This window comes from Hymenobacter tibetensis (genome assembly GCF_022827545.1).
GTDB classification, from domain to species: Bacteria; Bacteroidota; Bacteroidia; order Cytophagales; family Hymenobacteraceae; genus Hymenobacter; species Hymenobacter tibetensis.
The window spans coordinates 121,508-142,521 of record NZ_CP094669.1; the positions used below are offsets into that span (position 1 = coordinate 121,508).

Genomic DNA, 21,014 nt, shown 5'->3' on the forward strand with positions numbered 1-21,014 from the left:
CGTCGTGCTACTGGCTTGTTGAAAGAGCCCGGCTTATGCAAAGCCGGGCTCTTTTTGCATGTATTTCGGCAGGAAGAGGGCCGGGTGCGTATGCTGATGGTAGCTCAACCTTGGCCTTGCCATTCAGCTAAGGTTCATTGCCCGGCTGCGTCCTGTACCCTGATTCTGTTTCCTATGTCTTTGCCACCCTCTCCGGCCGTCCCTGGGGCCGCTTCCCTTACGTTTGTGTGTTTGCATTATTGGGCTGGCTCGGGCCGGGAGTGGCAAGCGGTAGCTGCGTTTCTGGCGCCCGACTACGCGGTGCTAGCGCCCGATTTGGGTGGGTTTGGGGAAGCACCAGCGCCTGTCGGGGGATACTCCGTGGAAGCATACGCCGACCAAGTGGCCGCGCTTATAGCAGCACAGCAGCTCCAACAGTATGTGCTGGTAGGGCACAGTATGGGCGGCAAAATTGCTTTGGCCCTGGCTGCGCGGCAGCCTGTGGGGTTGGTGGGAGTGGCCCTGCTGAGCCCGTCGCCGCCCACACCCGAACCGATGACCGAAGACGAGCGCCACGATAGTTTGCGGGCCTTTGGAGAGCAGGCGGCGGCCGAAAAAACGATGCGCACCATCACCGCTCGGCCGCTGCCCGACCTCTTGCAGCAGCAAATCATTCACGACAATTTGCGCAGCACCAAACCTGCCTGGGACGCGTGGCTGCTCCACGGCAGCCGCGAGAATATAGCCGCTCAGCTCTGCCAGGTGCAGGTGCCCTGCACGGTGCTGGCCGGCGACCAGGACGCCATCATGTCGCCATCGGTGCACGGGCTCGAAACACTGCCTTTGCTGCCCGTGGGTACGCCCCTGGAAATTGTGGGTGGGGCCGGACACTTGCTGCCTTACGAGGCGCCCGAGGAAGTAGCCGCTTTGCTGCGAACTTTTGCCCAGCAACTCGCACGTGCTGAAAACTAACCCGCAGGTCAGTCCGTTGGAAGAAGGTGCATGAACCTTCCCAAGCAGTAACAACAGGACCGGGCCAACTGGTAGCCGCGTGGCGCCGACACTGGCCTCACTACCTGGCCGAGGCGCTGGGGTTAGCCTTCTTCGTCGTCAGTGCCAGCCTGATGACGGTGCTACTGGAGCACCCATCATCAGTAGTGCACCAAGCCCTGCCCGATTCGGAAGTGGTACGGCGTGGGGTGTTGGGCGCAGTGATGTGGCTGGTGTTGGCTGCTATTGTGTACAACCCCTGGGGCAAACGCTCGGGCGCGCACATCAACCCAGCCGTAACGCTGGCGTTCTGGCAGCTAGGCAAAATGCGTACTGCCGATGCCGTGTGGTATGTGCTGGCCCAAATAGCTGGGGCTATTGCAGCAGCGCAGCTTATGTCGGTGGTGCTGGGGGCCTTGTATGCGCATCCTGACGTGAAGTACGCCGTAACGCAGCCAAAGCCCGGAGGCGAACTGCTGGCCTTTGCTGCCGAGTTCGTTATTTCCTTCGTTCTGATGAGCGTACTCCTGACGGCCCTGCATTCCAGCAAGCTCAAAGAAGCCGCCGGCTGGATACTAGGCGGCCTCGTTGCGTTCTACATCCTGGTCGAGACGCCGTATTCGGGTATGAGCTTGAATCCGGCCCGCAGCCTCGGGACGGCCATAGCAGCCGGCAACTACCAGGGGCTGTGGCTGTACTGGGTGGCCCCGCCCTTGGCTATGTGGCTGGCCACGGTGCTGTTTCGGCGCTTCTACCACGGCGAAGCCTTGGATTGTGCGGTGCTGGCTGGCTGCGGCCCCGGCACCTCGTCGCCTCACTCCCCTGACGAAGAACCTCCGCAGTATCCGGATGAGTGAAACCACGGCACTTTGCCTTACATCCTATCCAAGTAGGTTCTGTCCTTCCGACGCAGGAGGAGTCTGAAGCAAGCCCTACGACGATTCTATTCAGATTCCTCCTGCGTCGGAAGGCCAAGCCTTTCAGCTAGTTGAATAGGGCCCTAGTCGAGCGGCCTCTCGCGGAAGAGCACGTAGCCGATGTGGGCAAACACCCCAAATTTATGGTCGGGGTCATCGTAATGAATGAACTGAAGCGAGGCAGGTCCTACAGGAGTTTGGTACACCACGCCGGTCATGGCAGTGAGGTAGGGGCGGCTGATAGTGGTGCCCCGGCTGGCAAGCAGCGTGTTACGATCCAGCCGCTCCCAAGGCCGGAACAAGGTGTGCACATACACCTCACTGCGCCATTCCAACGAACCAGCAATGCCTTTGATGTAGCGCAGCCCCAATGCGGCGTAGGCCGTGCCCCGGTAACGGTCCAGAAACAAGGTGCGCGAATCAGGCAGCGGCAGAAAAGCGGCTGATGACGTGAGAGAGGAGCGGTACGTGGAAAACCGGCCCTGGGTGGTGGCTACGGCATCTATGGTATAGCCCCAGGCATGCACGCGCCGGCCCACCGAGTCAACCTTATGAAACGTGAAGTACTGCTCGGTATAGAACTTGGCTTGCAGCCACTGGTGGTCTTTGGTGCGTGAGGTGAGGCCAACTGCCGTGGAGCCCGGTGTGTATTTTTCTTCCCCTACCACTCCCCGAAACCGAAATTCGGCTCGGCGGCCACTTACAGCGTACTGCCGCCGGTTTAGCGAGTTGCGCTGAAACTGCACGGCTGCCGTCAAGCCATTGAGGCGGTTTTGATCTAGCTGGTCGCCGCTATTTATTTCGTTGGCATTAGCAAACCGGTCACGGAGCCTGAATACGCTGCCACTCAAGATGAAACGGCTCCGGTAGTTGGGGCTATACCCCACCACGACCCCCGTTTTCAGGTCGCGCTGCTGGAGTTGCGTGTTCTGGGCAGTGCTACCCAGCAGAATGCCCGTGTCCTGGTAGTTGAAGTTGTTGAAGGTAATAAGCGGCTCGATGTAGAACGGCGCTTTGCCGGGAATGCTCACTCGGAATGTACCTTCCGCGCCGTTGTAGAAGCGGCCAATGGTGGCATCGGCGTGCACGGTGTACAAGAGCCGGTTCAGATAGCGGTAGGCACCTCCCAGGTAGAAATTGCTCATCGAGCGGGAAGACAGCAGCACCCCTAGGTCGGTGGTGAGGTTGCTGTTTTGGCGGGCGTCCAAGTTCATCACGTACCCTTGCTGCTTGGTGTCGTAGCGGACGCGCGGGTACACGTTGTTGAAGAAGTCGTTGTTAACGAGGCGGTAGTAGCCTTCTTCCACGTCGCCGGGCGAGTAAACAGAACCCGTGCGCTGGAAAAAGCGCCGGATAAACGCCTGTTGCTGAGGAGGTACGCCTTGCACGGTTATCTGCTTGAAATCGGGGCGGGGCGCTTGCTCCTGAAACGACCGGCGACGTTGCTGTAGCGCCAATGTGTCTTCGCGCCGCGGAATCCGGGTCAGCAACTCGTCCAACTTGCGCTCAGCGGCCTGCTTGCCCAACGCAACCAACTGGCCTACTTTATTGAAGTCGCCGGCCGTGAAACCGGTGATGTTGGGTTGAATGAACACCCCGTTGCGGCCTACGGAAGTGGTGTCGGCCCCGTTGAAACCCACAAACAAGATGGTGTTGGTCAGCAGCTCGTCGTCTTTCTCTTTCGGGTACTTGTCGAATGCCACATCCCCCACGTTCACCCCGATAATAATGTCGGGCTTGAACTCTTCACGCATTACGTCAGTGGGGAAGTTGTCCACCACGGCCCCATCAAAAAGGTAGCGGCCGTCAGCCTGCCGGATAGGCCGGAACGCCAGCGGAAACGCCATGGAATTGCGTACCGCATCAGAAAGGGAGCCATTGCGCTGCACCACTTTCTCCCGCGTGAACACTTCCGAAGCCACGCTCCGGTAAGGCACCAGCAGCTTATCGAAGTTGTAGCCGGAAACAGCGCCAGCCGGGGCCAGCATGGTAGCCAGCACGTAGTTGAGCGTGACGTCGTCTACGAGTTTGGGTGTCACGCGGGCTTTCAGCGTCGAGTCAAGGGCGAGGCGCAGGTGCAGGGCAGCTGGGTTGTAGTCGTCGTCGTAGTAGTTGTAGACCTTGCCTTCCAGCGGCTGACCCGACACCCAGTTTTGAAACTCGGGCTTAAGCACAATCTCCTTGATTTCGCGGGGCGAGTAGCCGGCGGCGTACATGCCGCCCACAATGGCGCCCATACTAGTGCCCACGATGTAGTCGATGGGAATCTGGTTTTTCTCCAGCACCTCCAACACCCCCACGTGAGCCAGGCCCTTGGCCCCGCCGCCACTAAGTACCAACCCCACTTTCTGGGCCTCCGCTGCTGGGCCACCTAGCAGCACAAACACCAGCAATAACAATTCAAGGAGACGATACGGCTTTTGCATACAACAAGAAAAAAGGCGCCGCTGCTGAAGCGGCGGGTTGCTTACGCTGGCTCAACTGGGAGGTTGCACCCAGAAAGCAGCGTGAACGGTATGGAACATAGTGGCTAGGAAACTACTGGCAAGCAAGCTCGTCAGAAGCAGCCCGTGAAGATACCGGCTTGTACAACCAGTTTTCACTGAAATTTATACCACCAGTTGTTTAGTACAAGTTCCCGAACATCCTAACGCATTCTGGTGCCTTATCTTGCGGATAGCAAGCAGGATTCGTTGCGAGCAGGCATACAGAACAAACAACCTCGCCTAGCCACAAGTGCCCCAGGGAAAGGCTGCCTGATAGGAGGTAAGAATACAGTGTACTTCAGGGAGCGAGCCATGCCCCTAATGGCCCGGGCAGGTTACGCAGCACCGTAAACAGAACGGTAAGGCCCACTACGCCCCAGCCCAACCACGGCCGATACAACAGCACACTCCGTTGTGCACTGCCGCCGAGCCACCCGCGCACTTCCGCGGCAACCCCCAGCACCACCACAGGGGCAAACAACGCAGCCAGCACATTGAAGCCAACCGCCTCCAAGAGGCGCCCGTGTAAGAGAGCATGCACGGCCCGTTGGGTGCCGCAGCCTGGGCAGTGCAGCCCGGTCAGCCAGTGCACCGGGCAGCGCGGAAACGGATAGCGGGCCGGGTCGAGGCGAAAGTACAGAACGGCTAGCCCCGACCCCACCAGCAGGCTTAGTACCACTATATGGTGCGCTTGTCGGCGCCTCCTAACTGAAAAGCTGCCTTCAGTCACTTAGTCGGTGATAGAGCCCAGAAGGGCACCGCCAATACCCATCACAAAAACCACAAAAATCGGTACCACAACTTGCAGCACGCCGCCTATTAGGCCATATTTCACCCATTTGCCGGCATTGACGGAAGCTTCTTGGGCGCCAGCATAGTCGCCAAGTGCCAAGCGGGAATTAACATTGGCGGCATTGATAATGGCTACGATACCGAAAGGCAAGCAGCAGAAGATGGTAATGAGAATGGACTCGACCAGCCAGTTCTTGGGAGGGATGCCCCCACCCGGCGGGATGCCAGTGGGCGAAGCGTACGATTGTTCCATGTGGGAAAGAAAGTTGATTTGATTGTGAAATGTATATATTCCCACACAAACCTCAAGTGCCTCACCCTCAATTCGTCATTTCTTGAAAATGAAGTAAACGGCCGCCATCAACAGTGCAAAGCCAACCAAGTGGTTCCAGGCGAGCTTGTCGGTCTTGAACACAAACACGGCGCACAGCGTGAAAACAGTAAGCGAAACCGCTTCTTGTATCACCTTGAGCTGGAACAGGTTGAATGGTCCGCCATTCTCCTCGAACCCTAACCGGTTGGCGGGCACCTGAAACAAATACTCGAAAAAGGCCAGTCCCCAGCTCAGAAAAATCACCCCCACGAGGCCGAGGCCGTGCAGCCAGCTTATCTTTTTAAACTGCAAGTGCCCATACCAGGCAAACGTCATAAAGAGGTTGGAAACAACAAGCAGCAGAATGGTGGTGAGGCTTTTCATAAGGTAAGGGTGTCGTGAGGCAAATGAACCGCTTTTTCTGGGAGTGATGGGTGCGCCCGCTCCACATCTTGTTGGCGCCCGCCGCTAGGTGTAGGCACAAGCCGTTGAAACATGCTTTCCGGTTGGGGTGTCGTTGAATGGTTTCTGCTGTTGCAGTGGCTCCACTTTCGCATAGCCCGCTGCCCCGGAACTGCTGTAGTACCTGCCGATAACTTGCTGCAAGAGCTAGGACTCGTAGCGCTCAGGCGGGTGATTGTTACGCTTACACAGAGGCCAGAGCGGCACTCATGTTGGCGTTGGGGTAGGGTGCTGAAGTAGGGTAGTGGTCGGCCACTTGCTCGGTTGTAGTAAGCTCAACCACACCATGCTAACGTCATGCCTACCGTGGGAAGAGTAGAGGATGAGCCTAGCAAACAAAATTTCTGCTAATAAGGCTAATTTTTGCACTTTACTGGCAAAAGTTTGAAGTTCAATTAGGTCTGTTAAACCGGTGTAATAGATGCAGTTGGAAATGCTTTATATTGTAGCGGCCTCTGTAAATGGGCTCGTTTGGGCGGGAACAAGCAGGGGTGCTGAATGCTTTTTGGGTGCGGTGCGGTTTGCTGCTTCTTGGACTTTTCCAGTTTGTTACTTCAATCTTTCTTTACGCTGTGCGATATATACTGTTCCGGTCTTTAATCGGGCTCGGCTTACTAGGTGGAACGCTAGTAGGCTCGTCTTTAACTGCGGCTCCGGGCCGCCCCGGGCCGCCCACCCGGCTGCTACATAAGGCGGGAGCCGAAGCTCCCGCGCAAGGTCCCGTCAACGGACTAACGGCCGTATATTTCAGCAACGGTACGCTAGCGGGTGCTCCTGCCCTCAAGCGGATCGATGCGGCCATTGACTTTCAGTGGGCTGCTGGTTCTCCCGGGCCTGGCGTTCCCCCCGACAACTTTTCGGTACGCTGGGAAGGGCTCTTGGCTGCTCCTACCACGGGCCGCTACAAGTTCTCGGTGCTAACCGCTGAAAGCGTGCGGCTGTGGGTGAACGGCAAAAAAGTGCTGGATACCTGGGACGGCAAAAAAGCTGATATAGCAGGTGCTTACGCTAACCTAGCGGCTGGCGAGAAAACCAGCATCAAGCTCGAGTATTACGACGAACAGGGGGAAGCTCGGATTCAGCTCCAATGGACCCCACCCGGCCAAGCCGCCCAAACTATTCCTACTGCCAACTTATATCCGCTGGGGGTTTCTGTTCCGATCGATCAAGCTGGGGCGGGTAGCGCGCCGGTAGCAGCTACCCCAAAAGCTGCTCCTGCGGCAGCTCCGGCCAAGAAGGCGCCAGTAGCCGCTAAAGAGCCCGTTGCTCCTAAGGAGCCGGCTGTAGCTAAAAAGCCCAAGGCCGTTAAAGAGCCGAAACCAACTCCCGCAGAGCCGGAAGTAGCGGAAGCGGACAGCAAGCCCGCGTCAGAAGCCAAGTCGGGGGCGGTGGCCATGGCCGAGTTTGTGCCGGGCGTCTATACCATCACAACCCGCTCCGATGGCAAGTCATTGGAAGTGGCCGACCAGGCGCAACCCAACATTGCCGTAAACCCTTCGGCAGCACTAGCCACTAACGGAGTGCCCCAGTGGAGCATAGAGAGTGCCGGCAATGGCTACTACCGCATTGCCGTACAGGGTGGGCGCAAAGTGCTGGAAGTATTGGGCAGTGCTACCTCCAACGGCACTCCGCTTAGCCTGTGGCCTTTCTATAGCGGCAACAACCAGCTCTGGACGATAGAGCCAGCCGAAGAAGGCTTCTATAAAATCACTGCCAAGCACAGCAAAAAGTCCATTACGCTGAACACCCCCGAGGAAGGTGGCCTACAGCAGCGGCGCTACGCCAGCCGGCTTACGCAGCAGTGGAAGCTGGAGCCAGCAGCGCCAGTGGCCGCGCTACCGGTTAGCGCCCCTAGCAATACACCGAGCGTGGGCGCCAACCGGCTGAGCGTATACCCCAACCCAAGCAACGGGGTGATGCAGATGGCCTATCAGCTTGGCGCTGACCAGCCCATCGGGTGGGTGCTGTACAACCAGAATGGCGTGGCTGTTCGGGTTTCCGACTACCGTCGTCAGACAACTGGTGCGCACAACCAAACCCTCGACTTTCGGGCCCTACCCCCTGGCGACTACAACCTGAACCTAACGGTAGGCACCAGCAATACCAAGCACCCCGTGCTAATCCGCCGTCCTAAGGCGGAGGCACCTACGCAGGAAACCGGTACCACCGAGTAGAAGACTACGTAGCTGAAAAGCCGAGGGTCGGCAGCGCCAATGGTTCGCAAACCGTTGATGCTGCTGACCCTCGGCTTTTGCAAGAATGTGTGCCTCCGCTTGTTGAAGCTGAGAGCCGCTAGGCTTTCCAATGGAGAATGGTGCTAGCTCTCGAATACGTTCATCTGGGCCCAAAGCCGCTCGAACTCTTGCGCATAGGGCTGTACCGTATGGTGGTCGTCGGTGATGAGCAGGTTTTCCAGGTTGTGCTCCGCGGCAGACCGGGTCCAGTTGTAGGAGCCAGTAAGGACGGTGCGCTTATCGGCCACGGCGAATTTATGGTGCATGTGGTACTCGGTATGATCGACGCGTACCGGAATGCCAGCGGTTGCCAGTTCGCGCACATCAGAGCCACGGTCGAAAAGCTTGTCGTTGTCGGTGAGCAGGCGTACCTGCACCCCACGGTGGTGGGCAGTGAGCAAGGCTTCCGTTAGGCGGTCGTCGGCGACTGTGAACACGCATATATCCAGTTGCCGCGCGGCCTGCCCAATAAAGCGCTGAATGGCGGCCACGCATTCAGTACCCGGGCTGAAATACACTTCGGAGCGGGTAGGCCGAGCTGGCGGAGCCGATGGAGGAAGTAGCAACGCGCTGGCTGTCTCCAGCCATTCCACCACCGCTTTGTCTTGGAAGTTGTTGAACCGGCTGCGGGCCAGCCCAAACAATTCGTGCCGCAACTCGTGCAAATCAGTGCCGTGCTGCCCATGCTCCGCGAGCCGCTGTCGCAACTGCCGCGCCTCTTCCACCGACAAGGTAGAGTCGGCGAAAGCCCGCTTGAAGTGCTGTAGCAGCTCGGCAGTTGCGGCTGTGAGGCGGCGCGTACCATTCGGGTTTTCCGGCATAGACAAACAAGGAGCAAGTGTGAAAAGCAAGAGTACAACAAGCACGTGGTGCACCACCAGAGTCAGCACCTATCCTGCGTATTTAGAGGCCGGTCAACTTAAGCCTTTGCAGTGAGGGTTAGATCAGAACCTCGGCACTGGCAGGTGCCACCGAGGCGCGCCGAACACGAGTTTGGGCTTCCTGTAGGGCCTTGGCGTAGGGCTCGTGCAAGACTCGTATGGGTGGGCCGTCGGGCTGCAGCACGGCGTCCCAGAGTCCGGACCGGTGCCATTCACGGTCCAGGAAATCCCAGTCGGGCCGGTCGAGGATAGGGTAGAGGCACACGCCCCAAAGCGGAACCCCCATGCGAATAGTCGCAGCGCATTCCCGCCCTATCATGTCCATCCACTTGGGCCGATCAACGCCGGGGTGGCTGGTTTCCGTTACCACTACTGGGCAGTTGTAGCGTTGGTGGGCCATGGCTAGCAGCTGCCGCAACGAGCGCCAACGTCGGTCGGCAGGCTTTTCGGCCCACGGAATGCGGTAGTGCGGGTCCAGCTCCCACTGGTTGTCGTAGTAGAAGTTGAATCCCAGAATATCCAAGTACTCGGGGCGGCCGCCCAACTCAGGGCAGATGCGGCCCGCCAGCATATCCACCGTTTGGAATTGGTAGTCGTGGAATTCGGCGGCTCGGATCCGTTCGGCACGGCTAGCCCCACTTCGGGGGATGATGTTGACGAGCGGTTCCGTGGTAAGAATTCGAATGCTAGGGTCTATTTCGCGCATGGCGGCTACGCCCTCGATGTAGGCCCGCATCAGCCCCCGCTTCACCTCCCAGCCCTGCCCCACACAATACGGAGTGGTGCCCCGGACGTCGCCGCCCAGCCAGCTCATAAAGCTAACCTCGTTGATGGGTGTCACAATTAGTTCGCCCTCTGGTACTTCACTGCGGTAGAAACGCACGAAAGCCCGGCACAATGCCGCGAAGCGCTGTGCGAACAGTGGGTGCAGGGGCGTCAGGTCGTCGGGGTAGCCGAAGTGGCAGATGTCCCAAAGCTGCTGAATGCCGTGGCGGCGCCCGGCGGCCAGCATGGTACGCACCGTGCTCCAGTCGTACTGGTAGGGTATTTTCTCGACCTGGCTCCAGCGGATGCCTTCGCGCACCGTGGTTAGCTGGTACTGCTGCAGGTCTTGGTAGTCCTGATCGAGTAATTGAAGATGGCCGGTGAGAGGCAGAAAATCGACGCGGTGTCCGAAGCAGTTGAGCTGGTCAGTACATTCGTAGCCCGCCATCCAAAATGATTGAAATGGATTGGTGCGAACAGGTGCAGGGGGCATAAGTGCAGTTATGAGAGGAGAGCGGACACACCAAAGTAGGCGTATCCGCTTCCTTTTACCGGAATATACGAGTTGGAGTTGGATCGGAGAGTATCGGGCAGCGTGGTTGTGCTTCACTTACGCCCGTGTTTGCATAGCGCCACGCATAGAAATGCGTGCTTCCACGCAGCAAGCCCAACACTACGGTGCTACTAGATCTGAGGCGAAACACCCGCTGAGTCGGCGGGCAGGGGCGCACGCTCCGTGTCCGTAATCGACTTGGCTTCAATGAAGATGCGCTTGAAATCCGGAAACTTCACGCGCACCGAGTCTTGTAGCCGCCTTACGGCTTGCTCCACCTCGTTGGAGGAAAGATGGTCGTGAAAATCAACGTCGAGTGCCAGCACAACATCATGCGGACCCATGTACATGGTAAGCGGCCGACGAATGGCTTCCACGGCGTGGTCCTGCCGGGCCAGTGCTTCCACCTCTTCCAGTGTGGTGTCGTCTACGCCTTCGCCAACCAGCAATCCTTTGGTTTTGTATATCAAGAAGATAGCCACCGTTACGAGCAGGATGCCGATGCAGATGGAAGCGCCGCCATCGAAATACGGGTTGCTGAGCAGGTGCCCGAAATACACCCCCGCAAGGGCAATAGTCAAACCCAGCAAAGCTGCCAGATCTTCCATCAGAATAGCGAATACCGAGGGGTCTTTGCTGCGACCCAAGGCTTGCCAGAAGCCAAATTCACCCCGGCTCTTATTGAACTCGCGGAACGCCAAAAAGCAGGATATTCCCTCGAACAACAGCGAAAGGCCCAGTACTACGTAGTTCCAGGTGGGGTCGGTGATGGGGGAGGGGTGCTGCAAGTGCTGAACGCCTTCATAGAACGACATGCCGCCACCCACTGAAAACACCAGGATGGCCACAATCAACGACCAGAAATACAGTTCCTTGCTGCGCCCAAACGGGTGTTGGGCATCGGCGGGTTTCTCGGCCTGCCTCACTCCGTACAGAATCAGAATGCCGTTGCCACTGTCTACCAGCGAGTGAATTCCTTCGGACAGCATAGCCGAACTGCCCGTAAAGAAGGCGGCTACAAATTTGGAAACGGCAATGGCGACATTCGCCGCAATAGCTCCGTAAATGGCAATCTTAGAACCCCCAGCAGACATGTAGTACGTAGTTTGATACGGCCCCGAAAAAAACGGGCTCTTCGTCGTACGAGGCGAGGCGAAGCGAGGTTAGGAGCAGCTACCGAATAGCAGTGGCGGCAATGTGCCGTATGGTTGAGGTAGAAAACTCTAAGCCGGAGTGCCTACTGGTGCGGGAGTAACACGTCGGCGCTTACTGAAAATACGTTTGGAGTCAGGTTCGGACAGCATGCTGATGCTGCCCGTAAAGTAGGCCGCCAAACTCTTGAAAACAGCACTAGCCAGCTTGGCTCAACGGTTCCGTACACTGCTGTCTGGGATGGAAGAATTGCCGGCCATGCAACTCAACAGACAGGGTAGTAGTAAGGCGTACCTAGCCTCTGCAAGTGCAGTTCAGCTAGCCGTTTGGCAGCACCTATGACTGTACGGTTCAGCTTCAGGAATTGCCTGCCGGGTTCGTTCTTTCCACCTGCGTAGTGGTAGTAGCCAGAACATTCCACTTTTATTCGACTTTTACGCCTCTATGGCTGCACCTTCTACTGATCCTATAGATCCTACTGCCACCACTGCTCCCCTCCGTCGTCGGCTGGGGCTGGTGCAGGCTACCGCCCTCAACATGATTGACATGGTGGGCATTGGTCCCTTCGTCACGCTACCGCTGGTGATGGGGTTCATGGGGCCAAACTTTCTGCTGGGCTGGCTGGCCGGCGCGGTACTGGCCCTGGTTGATGGCTTGATTTGGAGTGAGTTGGGCGCGGCCTATCCGGAGGCAGGTGGGTCCTACCGGTTTCTGAAGCTAGCCTACGGCGAACAGAAATGGGGCCGGCTCATGTCGTTTCTGTACGTGTGGCAAACGCTGGTGCAGGCGCCGTTGGTGGTGGCATCAGGCGCTATCGGCTTTGCGCAATACTTCAGCTACCTGGTTCCCCTCAACGACACCTGGCAGCCCAAACTAGTGTCGGGTACGGTGGTGCTGCTGCTGATTGCGCTGCTCTACCGCCGCATTGATGATATTGGGCGCCTGGGAGTCATGCTGTGGGTGGGCGTGCTCGGGCTGATGGGCTGGCTGATTTTCGGGGGCCTCACACACACCACATACGAAGTGGCCTGGCTGCCAGAAGGCGGTTTGTCGGGGTTGATTTCCTGGCACGATGGCCAACTGACGGGCTTGCTGCTTTCGGCCGCATTGGGGCAGGCCGCCGTCAAAACCATCTACTCGTATTTGGGCTACTACAACGTGTGCCACCTGGGCGGCGAGATAATCAACCCGCAGCAGGTAATTCCACGCAGTATTTTCCTGAGCATTCTGGGTATCATGGTGTTGTACTTGCTGCTCAACTGGAGCGTGGGTACCGTTGTTCCGTGGCAGGAAGCCAGCCAGTCGCAGTTTATTGTTAGCTCGTTTGTGGAAAAGCTCTACGGCGCTACGGCGGCCAAAGCCGCTACGGCGTTGGTGCTGTGGGTGGCGTTTGCGTCGCTCTTCGCGGTGCTACTGGGCTACTCGCGCATTCCGTACGCCGCCGCCGCTGATGGCGAGTTTCTGCCGGTTTTCGCTAAAACCCACCCCACCAAGCAGTTTCCCCACGTGTCGTTGCTGATTCTGGGAGGAGTGGGCTTCGTGTTTAGTTTGCTGTTCCGGCTGGGCGAGGTGATCAGCGCCATCCTGGCCATGCGGATTCTGGTGCAGTTTGTGGGGCAGGCGGTAGGGCTGGTGCTGCTGCGCCGGCGCCGGGGCACCCAGGGCCTGCCGTTCAAAATGCCACTCTACCCGCTGCCCGTGGTAGTGGCCGTTGTGGTGTGGTTGTGGGTGTTCGGGAGCATCAAGGATGGCGCCGTGCTCTACGAAAACGCGGATACGCGCATCTTTCTACCGTTTCAAGTGGCGGCGTTGCTGATGATGGCAGTTGGGTCGGTGGTGTTTCTGCTTTGGAGCCGGCGGTTAGGCCGGTGGCCGTTTGCCAATCGGGTAGCCGCCAGCAAACCCGGTAGCTAGCTACAGCGCCCGCACCAGCGCCACCCCCGCAAACGTGGCCAATAAGCCCAAGAACACGCTGCCTGCTAGGTACAGCGCCACCAGCACGTACTCGCCGTTTTCAAACAGAGTCAGGGTTTCGTAGGAGAAGGTGGAAAACGTGGTGAAGCCACCGCAAAAGCCTGTGGTGAGCAACAGGCGTAGCTCGGGCGTACTTATGGTGCCCTTTTCCGCTAGGGCGTAGAACAAGCCAATAAGCAAGCAGCCTAACACATTAACCAGCAACGTACCCAGCGGAAACGGCGTGGTAAAGTGGCGCGCCACCGCCAGCTGCAACAAGTAGCGCGCTACACTGCCCACCGCTCCACCAGTGGCAACAACAGCTAGAAGTCGAAGCATACTACATAGTTGAAAATGCATCCTGGGCCTACACCAGCCACCGTGTCTGCAGTGAGCCAGTTGTTTGTCCCCTGAAAAGTACTCACAGAATCAATACCAGCGTGCCGCCAATAATAAGGGCCGCGCCGAGGGCCGCTTTCAGCGTGAGCGCCTCACCCAAAAACAACACCGACAACACAATGGCAATAGCCACGCTGAGCTTGTCTACAGGAGCCACCTGCGACACCTTACCTAGCTGCAACGCCTTGAAATAGAAGATCCAAGACAAGCCGGTAGCCACACCTGACAGCCCTAGAAACAGCCAGTTGCGGGGAGTGAGGGTGTACACGTCCGCGGCACTGCCCCGAGCCAGCACAATGCCCCAAGCCACCAACAGAATAACTACCGTGCGAATGGCCGTGGCCAAGTCGGAGTTGACGCCTTTGATACCAACTTTGGCTAGTATGGCCGTAAGCGCCGCAAATACAGCCGAGAGCAAAGCATACGTCCACCACATACAGGTTAATTGTTGTTGGTTGATGCTTGTTAACGGCAACCAGCCAGCAACAACTAACAATCAGCCTACAATGTCTTCTCGTAGCAGAAGAAGCGCAGACCAGGGCGGAAAGCCAGCGTGATTTCGCCCGCAAATCGGTAACCTAGCTTGGGGAACAGGCGTTGAGTGGCGGCGTTTTCCGAGTTGGTGTCCACGCGTAAGGTGTTCAACCCCCATTGGTGCGCCAGCGCCTCGGCTTGCTGCAACAGGGCTGCCGCCACTCCCTGGCCCTGGGCTGCGGGGTCCACAGCCAACCGGTGCGTCACAACGGCCGGGGTGCTTGGGTCCCAATCGGCTTGGGCGTACTCGGCATCCTGTGCGTTGTTGGTAAGAGCCGCCATGCCGGCTAACGCGCCACCGTCAAGCTCTGCCACCCACAGTTGCTGCTGACGGATATCCTCCTGAAAAACAGCTTCATTGGGGTAGTCGGCAGACCATTGCTGGTTGCCATTGGCTTGCATGAAGGGAACCACGCGGCGGACAATACCCAGGATGGCTGGTAGATCGGAAGGGGTAGCGAGACGGATTGAAAGCATAAGCGAATGTAGTGCGAAGCGCTGGCTTGGCGCCTCATGGCGGCGCAGATAACCACTGATTTCCTGGCCTAACTCAGAGCATATTGCGCAAGTAACTTAAGAGTGGAGCAGCGTATTCGCAAAACAAGGCGTCCGGCCGAGCCAGACGCCTTGTAGCAGAACCACTGACTGGAGGGTAGCAGTTTCTTCGAAAAGCTGATGTTAGCCGCGGCGCAGTACGTCGGCGGCTTCCTTGGCGAAGTACGTGAGGATGGCGTCGGCGCCCGCGCGCTTGATGCTGGTCAACACTTCCATCATGGCTTTCTCGCCGTCGATCCAGCCGTTTTGGGCGGCGGCTTTCACCATGGCGTACTCGCCCGAAATGTTGTAGGCCGTAACGGGTAAGGTGGTGGCGTTTTTCACTTCTCGGATGATGTCGAGGTAGCTTAATGCCGGCTTTATCATCACCATGTCAGCACCTTCGGCCTCGTCTAGCGCTAGTTCGCGCAGAGCTTCGAGGCGGTTGGCGTAATTCATCTGATATGATTTCTTGTCGCCTTTTTTGGGGGCCGAATCCAGCGCGTCGCGGAAGGGACCGTAAAAGGCCGAGGCGTACTTGGCCGTGTAGCTCATGATGCTCACGTGCGAGAAACCGTTGCTGTCGAGCACGTCCCGAATCCAGCCAACGCGGCCGTCCATCATGTCGCTCGGCCCGATGATGTCGGCGCCAGCGCGGGCCTGCGCCAACGCCATTTGCCCGAGAATTTCCAAGGAAGCATCGTTTAGTATCTCCCCCGAATCCACATCTACCACGCCATCGTGGCCGTCAGAGGAGTAGGGGTCCATGGCTACGTCGGTCATAATGGCCACCTCCGGAAACTGCCGCTTGATGTCGGCCACGGTGCGCAGGTACAGCCCCTCGGGGTTGGTTGATTCTTTGGCGAGCCGGTCTTTTAGCGCATCATTGATGGCTGGAAACGGCGCGAAACTTTTGATACCCAACTCCACGCAACGCCCGATTTCGTCGATAAGCCGGTCGGCAGTGAAGCGGTATACACCCGGCATCGAGTGAATTTCGAGGGCCTGGCTCTGACCTTCAATCAGGAAAACCGGGTAAATAAAGTCGTGGGTCGTGAGGCGAGTTTCCTGTACCATGTCGCGGATAACCTGAGACTTGCGGTTACGACGCGGACGGTGTATAGGGACGTTGGGCATGGTGGCGGTAGTTGGTAAGACAGGATAGAACAGCTAACGCAAAGGTAAGGTTGCGGCCGAGGTAGTGGGTTTACTACTTGATACCTCCGTAAGCAACCCCAGCCATAAGGACTCCTGCTGCAAGAATGATAGCGCCTACAGTAAAGCCTGAGCTTCCTCCGATTATTAGGCCAATGACAATTCCCAACAGAATCATAATCGATCCTGTCACAAACAGAATTTCACCAATACTTATTTGCTCTTTCATTCCTAAAGTATTGAACGCAGGAAATCGTCGATAGCGGAAAGCGTCTTTTGACACCCTTTGAGCTTTAGTATCATAAGATAGAAGACGACGAACTGGCTGTACAGCATCTTGGTATAGTTGAACCGGTTTTTTATGGTCGTGCTGAGCTGCTTTGCTTTGCCTGGAGGCAAGTTGATTGAATGGACTGGAAGAGGGTGCAGTATGCGGTACAGTCTTCGCGGCAGTATTTCTTGATACCACTAATCCGCTATGCTGCATCGTATCAACCCGCGCTGCCAAACGCTGTGTCGGCCGGAACTGAAACACTGCCTTCTCACTGCGGCAGCTGGACAACAACAGCATTGGGAATAGAAATCGCCAGGGAATGGATAAGGTGATCATAATGGGGAGATAATAAGAGAGAAATCGGCTGTGAGACGACGAAGTAAAAGAGGAATAAAAGCTTAACAGTGAAGCTCAACACTACGTAAGGGCGTAAATTTTTTTCTATACCCTCTTCTAGTTTGGCCGTAGAACCAAGCAGATTACCAGCACCTATTCCTACCCGTTTTTCAACAATTAGCTGAACGCCATGAAAGACAATAAGAAAACCGAATCGTCGCCAAACAGTGCCGAACAAGGCAAGAAAGTATCTGGGATAAACGGCCAGCCATCAGGCCCGCACGAAGGCCCCGTAGCCGGCGATGCTACCAACACCCGCGGTGAAAACGTGCCCAGCCGGGAGGGACACGGCGGTGGTGCTAAGAAAGGCAAGTTCGATCCTGAAAAGCACAGCCCGCAAGGCTCCAACGCCGCCCCGTCGGATGACCGTGGCGCCGATAGCTCCGATAAAGAGTTCCGCAACAATCAACCAAACGACAGTACCTCGCAAACTGGCCGCCACACCAGCTAGTACGCTAGGTAGTTAGTGTTACAGCAAGGGCCTCGGAGTGGCAGTTTGAACTAGTTCAAACTGCCACTCCGAGGCCCTTGCTTGCGAGCTGGTCAGTGCAAATGGTGTCGGCACGGACGGGAAGCTGCCAGTGGCGTAACAGCCTAGTGGTTAGGGTGCTATCTGACTACATATTGAAGAACTCCTGGAAAACTTCCAGCCATGCGTGCTCCCCACCAAAGGCCAGCCCCAGAAAGTAGTAGCCGGCCAGTACGATAAGAGCTGCTACCCCAAAACCGGCCCATCCGCCAATCACGAGGCCCGTTGTTACGCCGCCCGCTAGTAGCAAAATGCCTAATACCAAGTGCCTGGTTCCGTGCTTTGTAGTCGCATGCGGGTGGCGCTGGGCTGGGTGGCGCGCTACTGCTGCGTGGCTGGCTGCCTCGGTGTGTTGTCCTGCGGGCACCCGGTATAGCGCCTTCGCTTGCGTAGCCCGTCGTTGGGTAGTGCGGGCCGGTTCAACAGGAGTGATGGTACGTGGGGCAGGCATCACTGCGGAGGCTAATACGGGTTCATAGGAACGGCCCGCCGGCAGCTGCGGCAAACGGTTAGGCTGGGGTGCTTGTGCGGAAGCGGGCTGGAAGGAAAAGCTGGCTTTATGAGTATAGCAGCCGGTTAGCAGTACTAGGGTAAGCAGTAGGCCAAAGCGTAAAGAAGTTAAAATCATACAGTTATTCTCTCTTCTTCGCTCCGAACGGTAGTTGGTTTTACGGCCGCCGCCGATTCAATTATGCGTAAATAACGCTGTGATACCACTTCGGGTTGGTGCGCTAGCAGATGGGCTGGAGCGGCCTGGCGAAGCTCTAGCTCCAGCATGGGGTTGTGCAGAATCTCCCAGATGGTATCAGCCAGAGACTGGGCGTTTCCACGCTTGAACACTAGGCCGGCTTTGCCTGCCGCATCAGGCAAGCCGTCGCTGTCCGACACGATAGGCAGGCATCCACAGGCGATTCCTTCGAGCACCACATTGCCAAACGCCTCGCCAAACAACGATGGCACCAGCAAATACCGGTATCGGTTAAGCTCTCGGGCCAACGTTTCGCCGTGCAGAAAACCAACAAACCGGACATGCGCGCTCAACCCCAGCCTGTCCACCAGCTGTTCCAAGTTGTCTCGTTCTGGCCCGTCACCGATAATGGTTAGGGACGGCTTATCACCAAGGAATTGCCGTTCGTCTAGCATCCCCAGAAACAAATGAAACGCCTCAATAGCCAAGGCGGTGCCCTTCTGGGAAACCAGGCGTCCTAGGAAAACGAAATCGTTTGTTTGCGGGATGTCAGAAAAAATCTTGAACTGGTCGGCCCGGTAAGGGTTACCGATGACGTGTGCAGCAGGCCAGCTCTGCTTGCGTACTGCCTCACTCACCGAAATGACCGACTTCGCTCGTTGCAGCCAGCCGCGCTTCAACCAGTTAACCCCTTCTTGCCAGTACAGTGCCGTGTTCAAGGAAATGACGGAGGGACAACCGTAGAATACGCCTGGCCAGGCCAGCCGCATACAGGGGTTGTTTTCGAACACAACCTCGGCCCAAGCATGCTGCTGAAATAAGATTCGGGTATTTGGGTTTCGAACTACTGTGAAAGGGTAGTTTTTGTCTTTACTAGGCGCCGCGACGGTCCAGGTGAGTACCCGCACCTCATGACCGGCCGCCGAAAAAGCTCTGGCATAAATTTCAGAGTTAACCTCAATCCCCCCAACATCTGGATGAAACTTGTGAGACAGGAGTAAGATTTTCAGAGACATACAACCAACTTGAAGGGAACCAGTGAACAGCTTGCTAACCCTTAACTACCTCACTTTAACAATTGCACACAGTTTAATTCGATGGCAATAAAGTGGTAAGTATAGCCAATGTCCGAATAATCATAAAGATTATTTGCTCCCTACAATAAACTGTTGGGCTTATGCAGGCGGAGTGTAATTTATGCGTAACAAACAGTACTTCTTGCTCTCAGATTACAAATTCTTCCATACTACAGGTGGAGAGAGTATCTTGCGGCCACCCTGAAGCCGCCTCTTTCTGCTTCAACTACCTCTACGTTTATTGATGATAAAAAGGGCAGAAGTAATTCGGTTTGGGGTGCTTTGCCAGGGGCCCCAACTAAGTGTATGGGAAAGCCAAGTACTGGAAGCTGTCCTGCTCCTTGGCCATACGTCGCTGGAAGTTTTGCTTCACACCGAGTTGCCAGCAGCAGAGGCAGCATCTACCACGAGGGCCAGCACTAGCCTTGCGTGGCGCTTCTACCGCAAGTGGCTTTATCGGCCCGTGGCCCTCCGGCGTGCTCCCGCCACTGCTGCCCGCAACACCCCACGTCTTGCTTGCACTACCCAGTCGTTGCGCGGTGAACTGGGCTTGGACGAGTCTACGAGGGCAGCAGTAAGCAAGTGCCAGCTCGACTTCATCGTAAGCTTTGTTGCGCAGCCAACCGGGCGTTTGTTTGCCGGGTTAGCTCAACTGGGGGTGTGGGGTTTTCAGTTTGGTTCGTGGCAGAACACGGCGGAAGTGCCCATTAGCTTTTGGGAGGTATATACGAGCCAGCTGACTAGCTATGCGGCATTGTATCGGATGACTGGTTCCGAAGAATGTGACGTGCTACAGGAGGGGGTTTTCCGAACGTTGCTGCACAGCCCTACCCATAGCGCGGCAGCTATGTACAAGGAATGCGCAAACTGGCCGGCCGATATCTGCCGGGGGGTAATGCAGGGTGGTGAGCTGAAGCGCACAGGCCGTCAGCTGGCGCCTCCCATTGTGGATTTCCAACCCCCAGCAAACGCGGCCTTGCTGGCTTTTCTGGGGCGTTTGAGTGGCAGAAAGCTTCGGCAGCTCTACGAGACGTACTTGCAGGCCGACCAATGGAACATGGGCGTGGTGAACCGGCCCATTCAGGATTTTCTGCGGCCCGATTCGCTCCGGGATGCCCACGTAGATGCACCTCCTCTTCCAGACCGCAACGTGTTCTACGCCGACAGCTTTGCCCGGCAGGAAGAAAACAAAACCGTAGTGTATTTCGAGTTCTACGACTACCGGGTCCGCAGAGGCAACATTTCCCGGCTTAGCTATCCGTGGCAGGCCGGCGAAGTACCCGCGCCCGTGCTGAGCTTTCCCCATCATCTTTCTTACCCCTTCCTGCACGGGCCTTATTGCATGCCGGAGGCCTGGGTCACCAACAGCATCCGCCTCTACGATCTGCGGGCGCCGGTAACAGACCACACGGCTGGCCAACTGCTGCTAGAAGCTCCCGCCGTGGATTCCACGCTGCTCGAATACCAAGGCCGTCACTGGCTGTTCTATGCCCGTATGGACCGGGACCCTATGCTGAACCTCTTCATTGCCTACGCCGATACGCTAGAAGGCCCCTGGCATGAGCATCCGCAAAATCCCGTCAAAACCACTATTCGGAGCGCGCGGCCGGGTGGCCCGTTTTTCGAGCACGCCGGCAAGCTCTACCGCCCCGCCCAAGACTGCGCGCAGGATTACGGCTACGGCATCACCATCAACCAGGTGCTGACCCTCACGCCAACAGAATACGCCGAGCAGGAGGTGGCCGCTCTGACCTCGCCGCACCCCGGCTATCCGGATGGGCTGCATACCATTGCGGCTGTTGACGAGGCATCAACTCTCATTGATTTCAAGCGCCGCCGTTTTATTCCGTTTGCTACCCTGCTAGCGCTCTGGATAACCGTATCTGGGGTTATCCCATTCAAACGCAAGCGGCGTTAAGGACACCTCGCGCACAAGCTAAGGTGGCGAAACC

General features: G+C 57.1%; 20 protein-coding genes. 6 read left to right on the forward strand and 14 right to left on the reverse strand.

Annotated features, from left to right (window positions below):
* The first annotated feature begins 174 nt into the window (after positions 1–174).
* Positions 175–951, forward strand: coding sequence for an alpha/beta fold hydrolase (locus MTX78_RS00435; protein WP_243798896.1), 777 nt, complete (start codon positions 175–177; stop codon positions 949–951).
* Between the two features lie 26 nt (positions 952–977).
* Entirely contained in the window at positions 978–1,826 is an 849-nt protein-coding gene (locus MTX78_RS00440) for an MIP/aquaporin family protein (protein WP_243798898.1), read from the forward strand.
* Positions 1,827–1,969: 143 nt separating this feature from the next.
* Here the strand turns inward: MTX78_RS00440 and MTX78_RS00445 are convergent, their stop codons facing one another.
* The 4 genes from MTX78_RS00445 to MTX78_RS00460 form a co-directional block, all read right to left on the reverse strand.
* Positions 1,970–4,312 (reverse strand): patatin-like phospholipase family protein, encoded by a 2,343-nt coding sequence (locus MTX78_RS00445; protein WP_243798900.1) that lies wholly within the window; start codon positions 4,310–4,312, stop codon positions 1,970–1,972.
* A 358-nt stretch (positions 4,313–4,670) separates the two neighbouring features.
* Complete coding sequence (locus tag MTX78_RS00450; RefSeq protein ID WP_243798902.1) at positions 4,671–5,051, reverse strand: DUF2752 domain-containing protein; 381 nt, start codon at positions 5,049–5,051, stop codon at positions 4,671–4,673.
* Positions 5,052–5,102: 51 nt separating this feature from the next.
* Positions 5,103–5,417 carry a CD225/dispanin family protein gene (locus MTX78_RS00455; protein WP_243798904.1) on the reverse strand — a complete coding sequence of 105 codons (315 nt, stop codon included), beginning with the start codon at positions 5,415–5,417 and terminating at the stop codon, positions 5,103–5,105.
* A gap of 75 nt (positions 5,418–5,492) precedes the next feature.
* Positions 5,493–5,861, reverse strand: a complete 369-nt coding sequence (locus MTX78_RS00460; protein WP_243798905.1) for a DMT family protein — start codon at positions 5,859–5,861, stop codon at positions 5,493–5,495.
* A 650-nt stretch (positions 5,862–6,511) separates the two neighbouring features.
* On the opposite strand from MTX78_RS00460, the gene MTX78_RS00465 reads away from it, so the two are divergent.
* Positions 6,512–8,113, forward strand: a complete 1,602-nt coding sequence (locus tag MTX78_RS00465) for an RICIN domain-containing protein (RefSeq protein ID WP_243798907.1) — start codon at positions 6,512–6,514, stop codon at positions 8,111–8,113.
* A 143-nt stretch (positions 8,114–8,256) separates the two neighbouring features.
* Here MTX78_RS00465 and MTX78_RS00470 read toward each other — a convergent pair whose 3' ends face one another.
* From MTX78_RS00470 to MTX78_RS00480, 3 genes are all read right to left on the reverse strand, one after another.
* Positions 8,257–8,994: a phospholipase D-like domain-containing protein gene (locus MTX78_RS00470; RefSeq protein WP_243798909.1), complete on the reverse strand. Its 738-nt coding sequence runs from the start codon at positions 8,992–8,994 to the stop codon at positions 8,257–8,259.
* A 118-nt stretch (positions 8,995–9,112) separates the two neighbouring features.
* Positions 9,113–10,312 (reverse strand): glycoside hydrolase family 1 protein, encoded by a 1,200-nt coding sequence (locus MTX78_RS00475; protein ID WP_243798911.1) that lies wholly within the window; start codon positions 10,310–10,312, stop codon positions 9,113–9,115.
* Between the two features lie 191 nt (positions 10,313–10,503).
* Entirely contained in the window at positions 10,504–11,466 is a 963-nt protein-coding gene (locus tag MTX78_RS00480; RefSeq protein WP_243798913.1) for a cation diffusion facilitator family transporter, read from the reverse strand.
* Between the two features lie 502 nt (positions 11,467–11,968).
* On the opposite strand from MTX78_RS00480, the gene MTX78_RS00485 reads away from it, so the two are divergent.
* Positions 11,969–13,438 (forward strand): APC family permease, encoded by a 1,470-nt coding sequence (locus MTX78_RS00485; protein ID WP_243798914.1) that lies wholly within the window; start codon positions 11,969–11,971, stop codon positions 13,436–13,438.
* Here the strand turns inward: MTX78_RS00485 and crcB are convergent, their stop codons facing one another.
* From crcB to MTX78_RS00510, 5 genes are all read right to left on the reverse strand, one after another.
* On the reverse strand, positions 13,439–13,816 hold the full coding sequence (crcB, locus tag MTX78_RS00490) for a fluoride efflux transporter CrcB (RefSeq protein WP_243798916.1): 378 nt from the start codon (positions 13,814–13,816) through the stop codon (positions 13,439–13,441).
* Positions 13,817–13,898: 82 nt separating this feature from the next.
* The gene (locus MTX78_RS00495; RefSeq protein ID WP_243798918.1) at positions 13,899–14,312 is read right to left on the reverse strand and encodes an EamA family transporter; all 414 of its coding nucleotides are present in this window, start codon (positions 14,310–14,312) and stop codon (positions 13,899–13,901) included.
* A gap of 65 nt (positions 14,313–14,377) precedes the next feature.
* On the reverse strand, positions 14,378–14,887 hold the full coding sequence (locus MTX78_RS00500) for a GNAT family N-acetyltransferase (protein ID WP_243798920.1): 510 nt from the start codon (positions 14,885–14,887) through the stop codon (positions 14,378–14,380).
* Between the two features lie 201 nt (positions 14,888–15,088).
* Complete coding sequence (gene hemB / locus MTX78_RS00505; protein ID WP_243798921.1) at positions 15,089–16,081, reverse strand: porphobilinogen synthase; 993 nt, start codon at positions 16,079–16,081, stop codon at positions 15,089–15,091.
* A 73-nt stretch (positions 16,082–16,154) separates the two neighbouring features.
* Positions 16,155–16,709, reverse strand: coding sequence for a hypothetical protein (locus MTX78_RS00510; protein WP_243798923.1), 555 nt, complete (start codon positions 16,707–16,709; stop codon positions 16,155–16,157).
* Between the two features lie 190 nt (positions 16,710–16,899).
* Between MTX78_RS00510 and MTX78_RS00515 the strand changes: the two genes are divergently transcribed.
* A complete protein-coding gene (locus MTX78_RS00515) occupies positions 16,900–17,220 on the forward strand; it encodes a hypothetical protein (protein WP_243798924.1) in 321 nt (106 codons plus the stop codon).
* Between the two features lie 166 nt (positions 17,221–17,386).
* Here MTX78_RS00515 and MTX78_RS00520 read toward each other — a convergent pair whose 3' ends face one another.
* Positions 17,387–17,926, reverse strand: a complete 540-nt coding sequence (locus tag MTX78_RS00520) for a hypothetical protein (RefSeq protein ID WP_243798926.1) — start codon at positions 17,924–17,926, stop codon at positions 17,387–17,389.
* Complete coding sequence (locus MTX78_RS00525; protein WP_243798928.1) at positions 17,923–19,002, reverse strand: glycosyltransferase family 4 protein; 1,080 nt, start codon at positions 19,000–19,002, stop codon at positions 17,923–17,925. The genes MTX78_RS00520 and MTX78_RS00525 overlap by 4 nt, the downstream gene beginning before the upstream one ends.
* A 304-nt stretch (positions 19,003–19,306) precedes the next feature.
* Here MTX78_RS00525 and MTX78_RS00530 point away from each other — a divergent pair, with 304 nt between their 5' ends.
* Positions 19,307–20,980 carry a glucosamine inositolphosphorylceramide transferase family protein gene (locus MTX78_RS00530; protein ID WP_243798929.1) on the forward strand — a complete coding sequence of 558 codons (1,674 nt, stop codon included), beginning with the start codon at positions 19,307–19,309 and terminating at the stop codon, positions 20,978–20,980.
* Positions 20,981–21,014 lie beyond the last annotated feature (34 nt).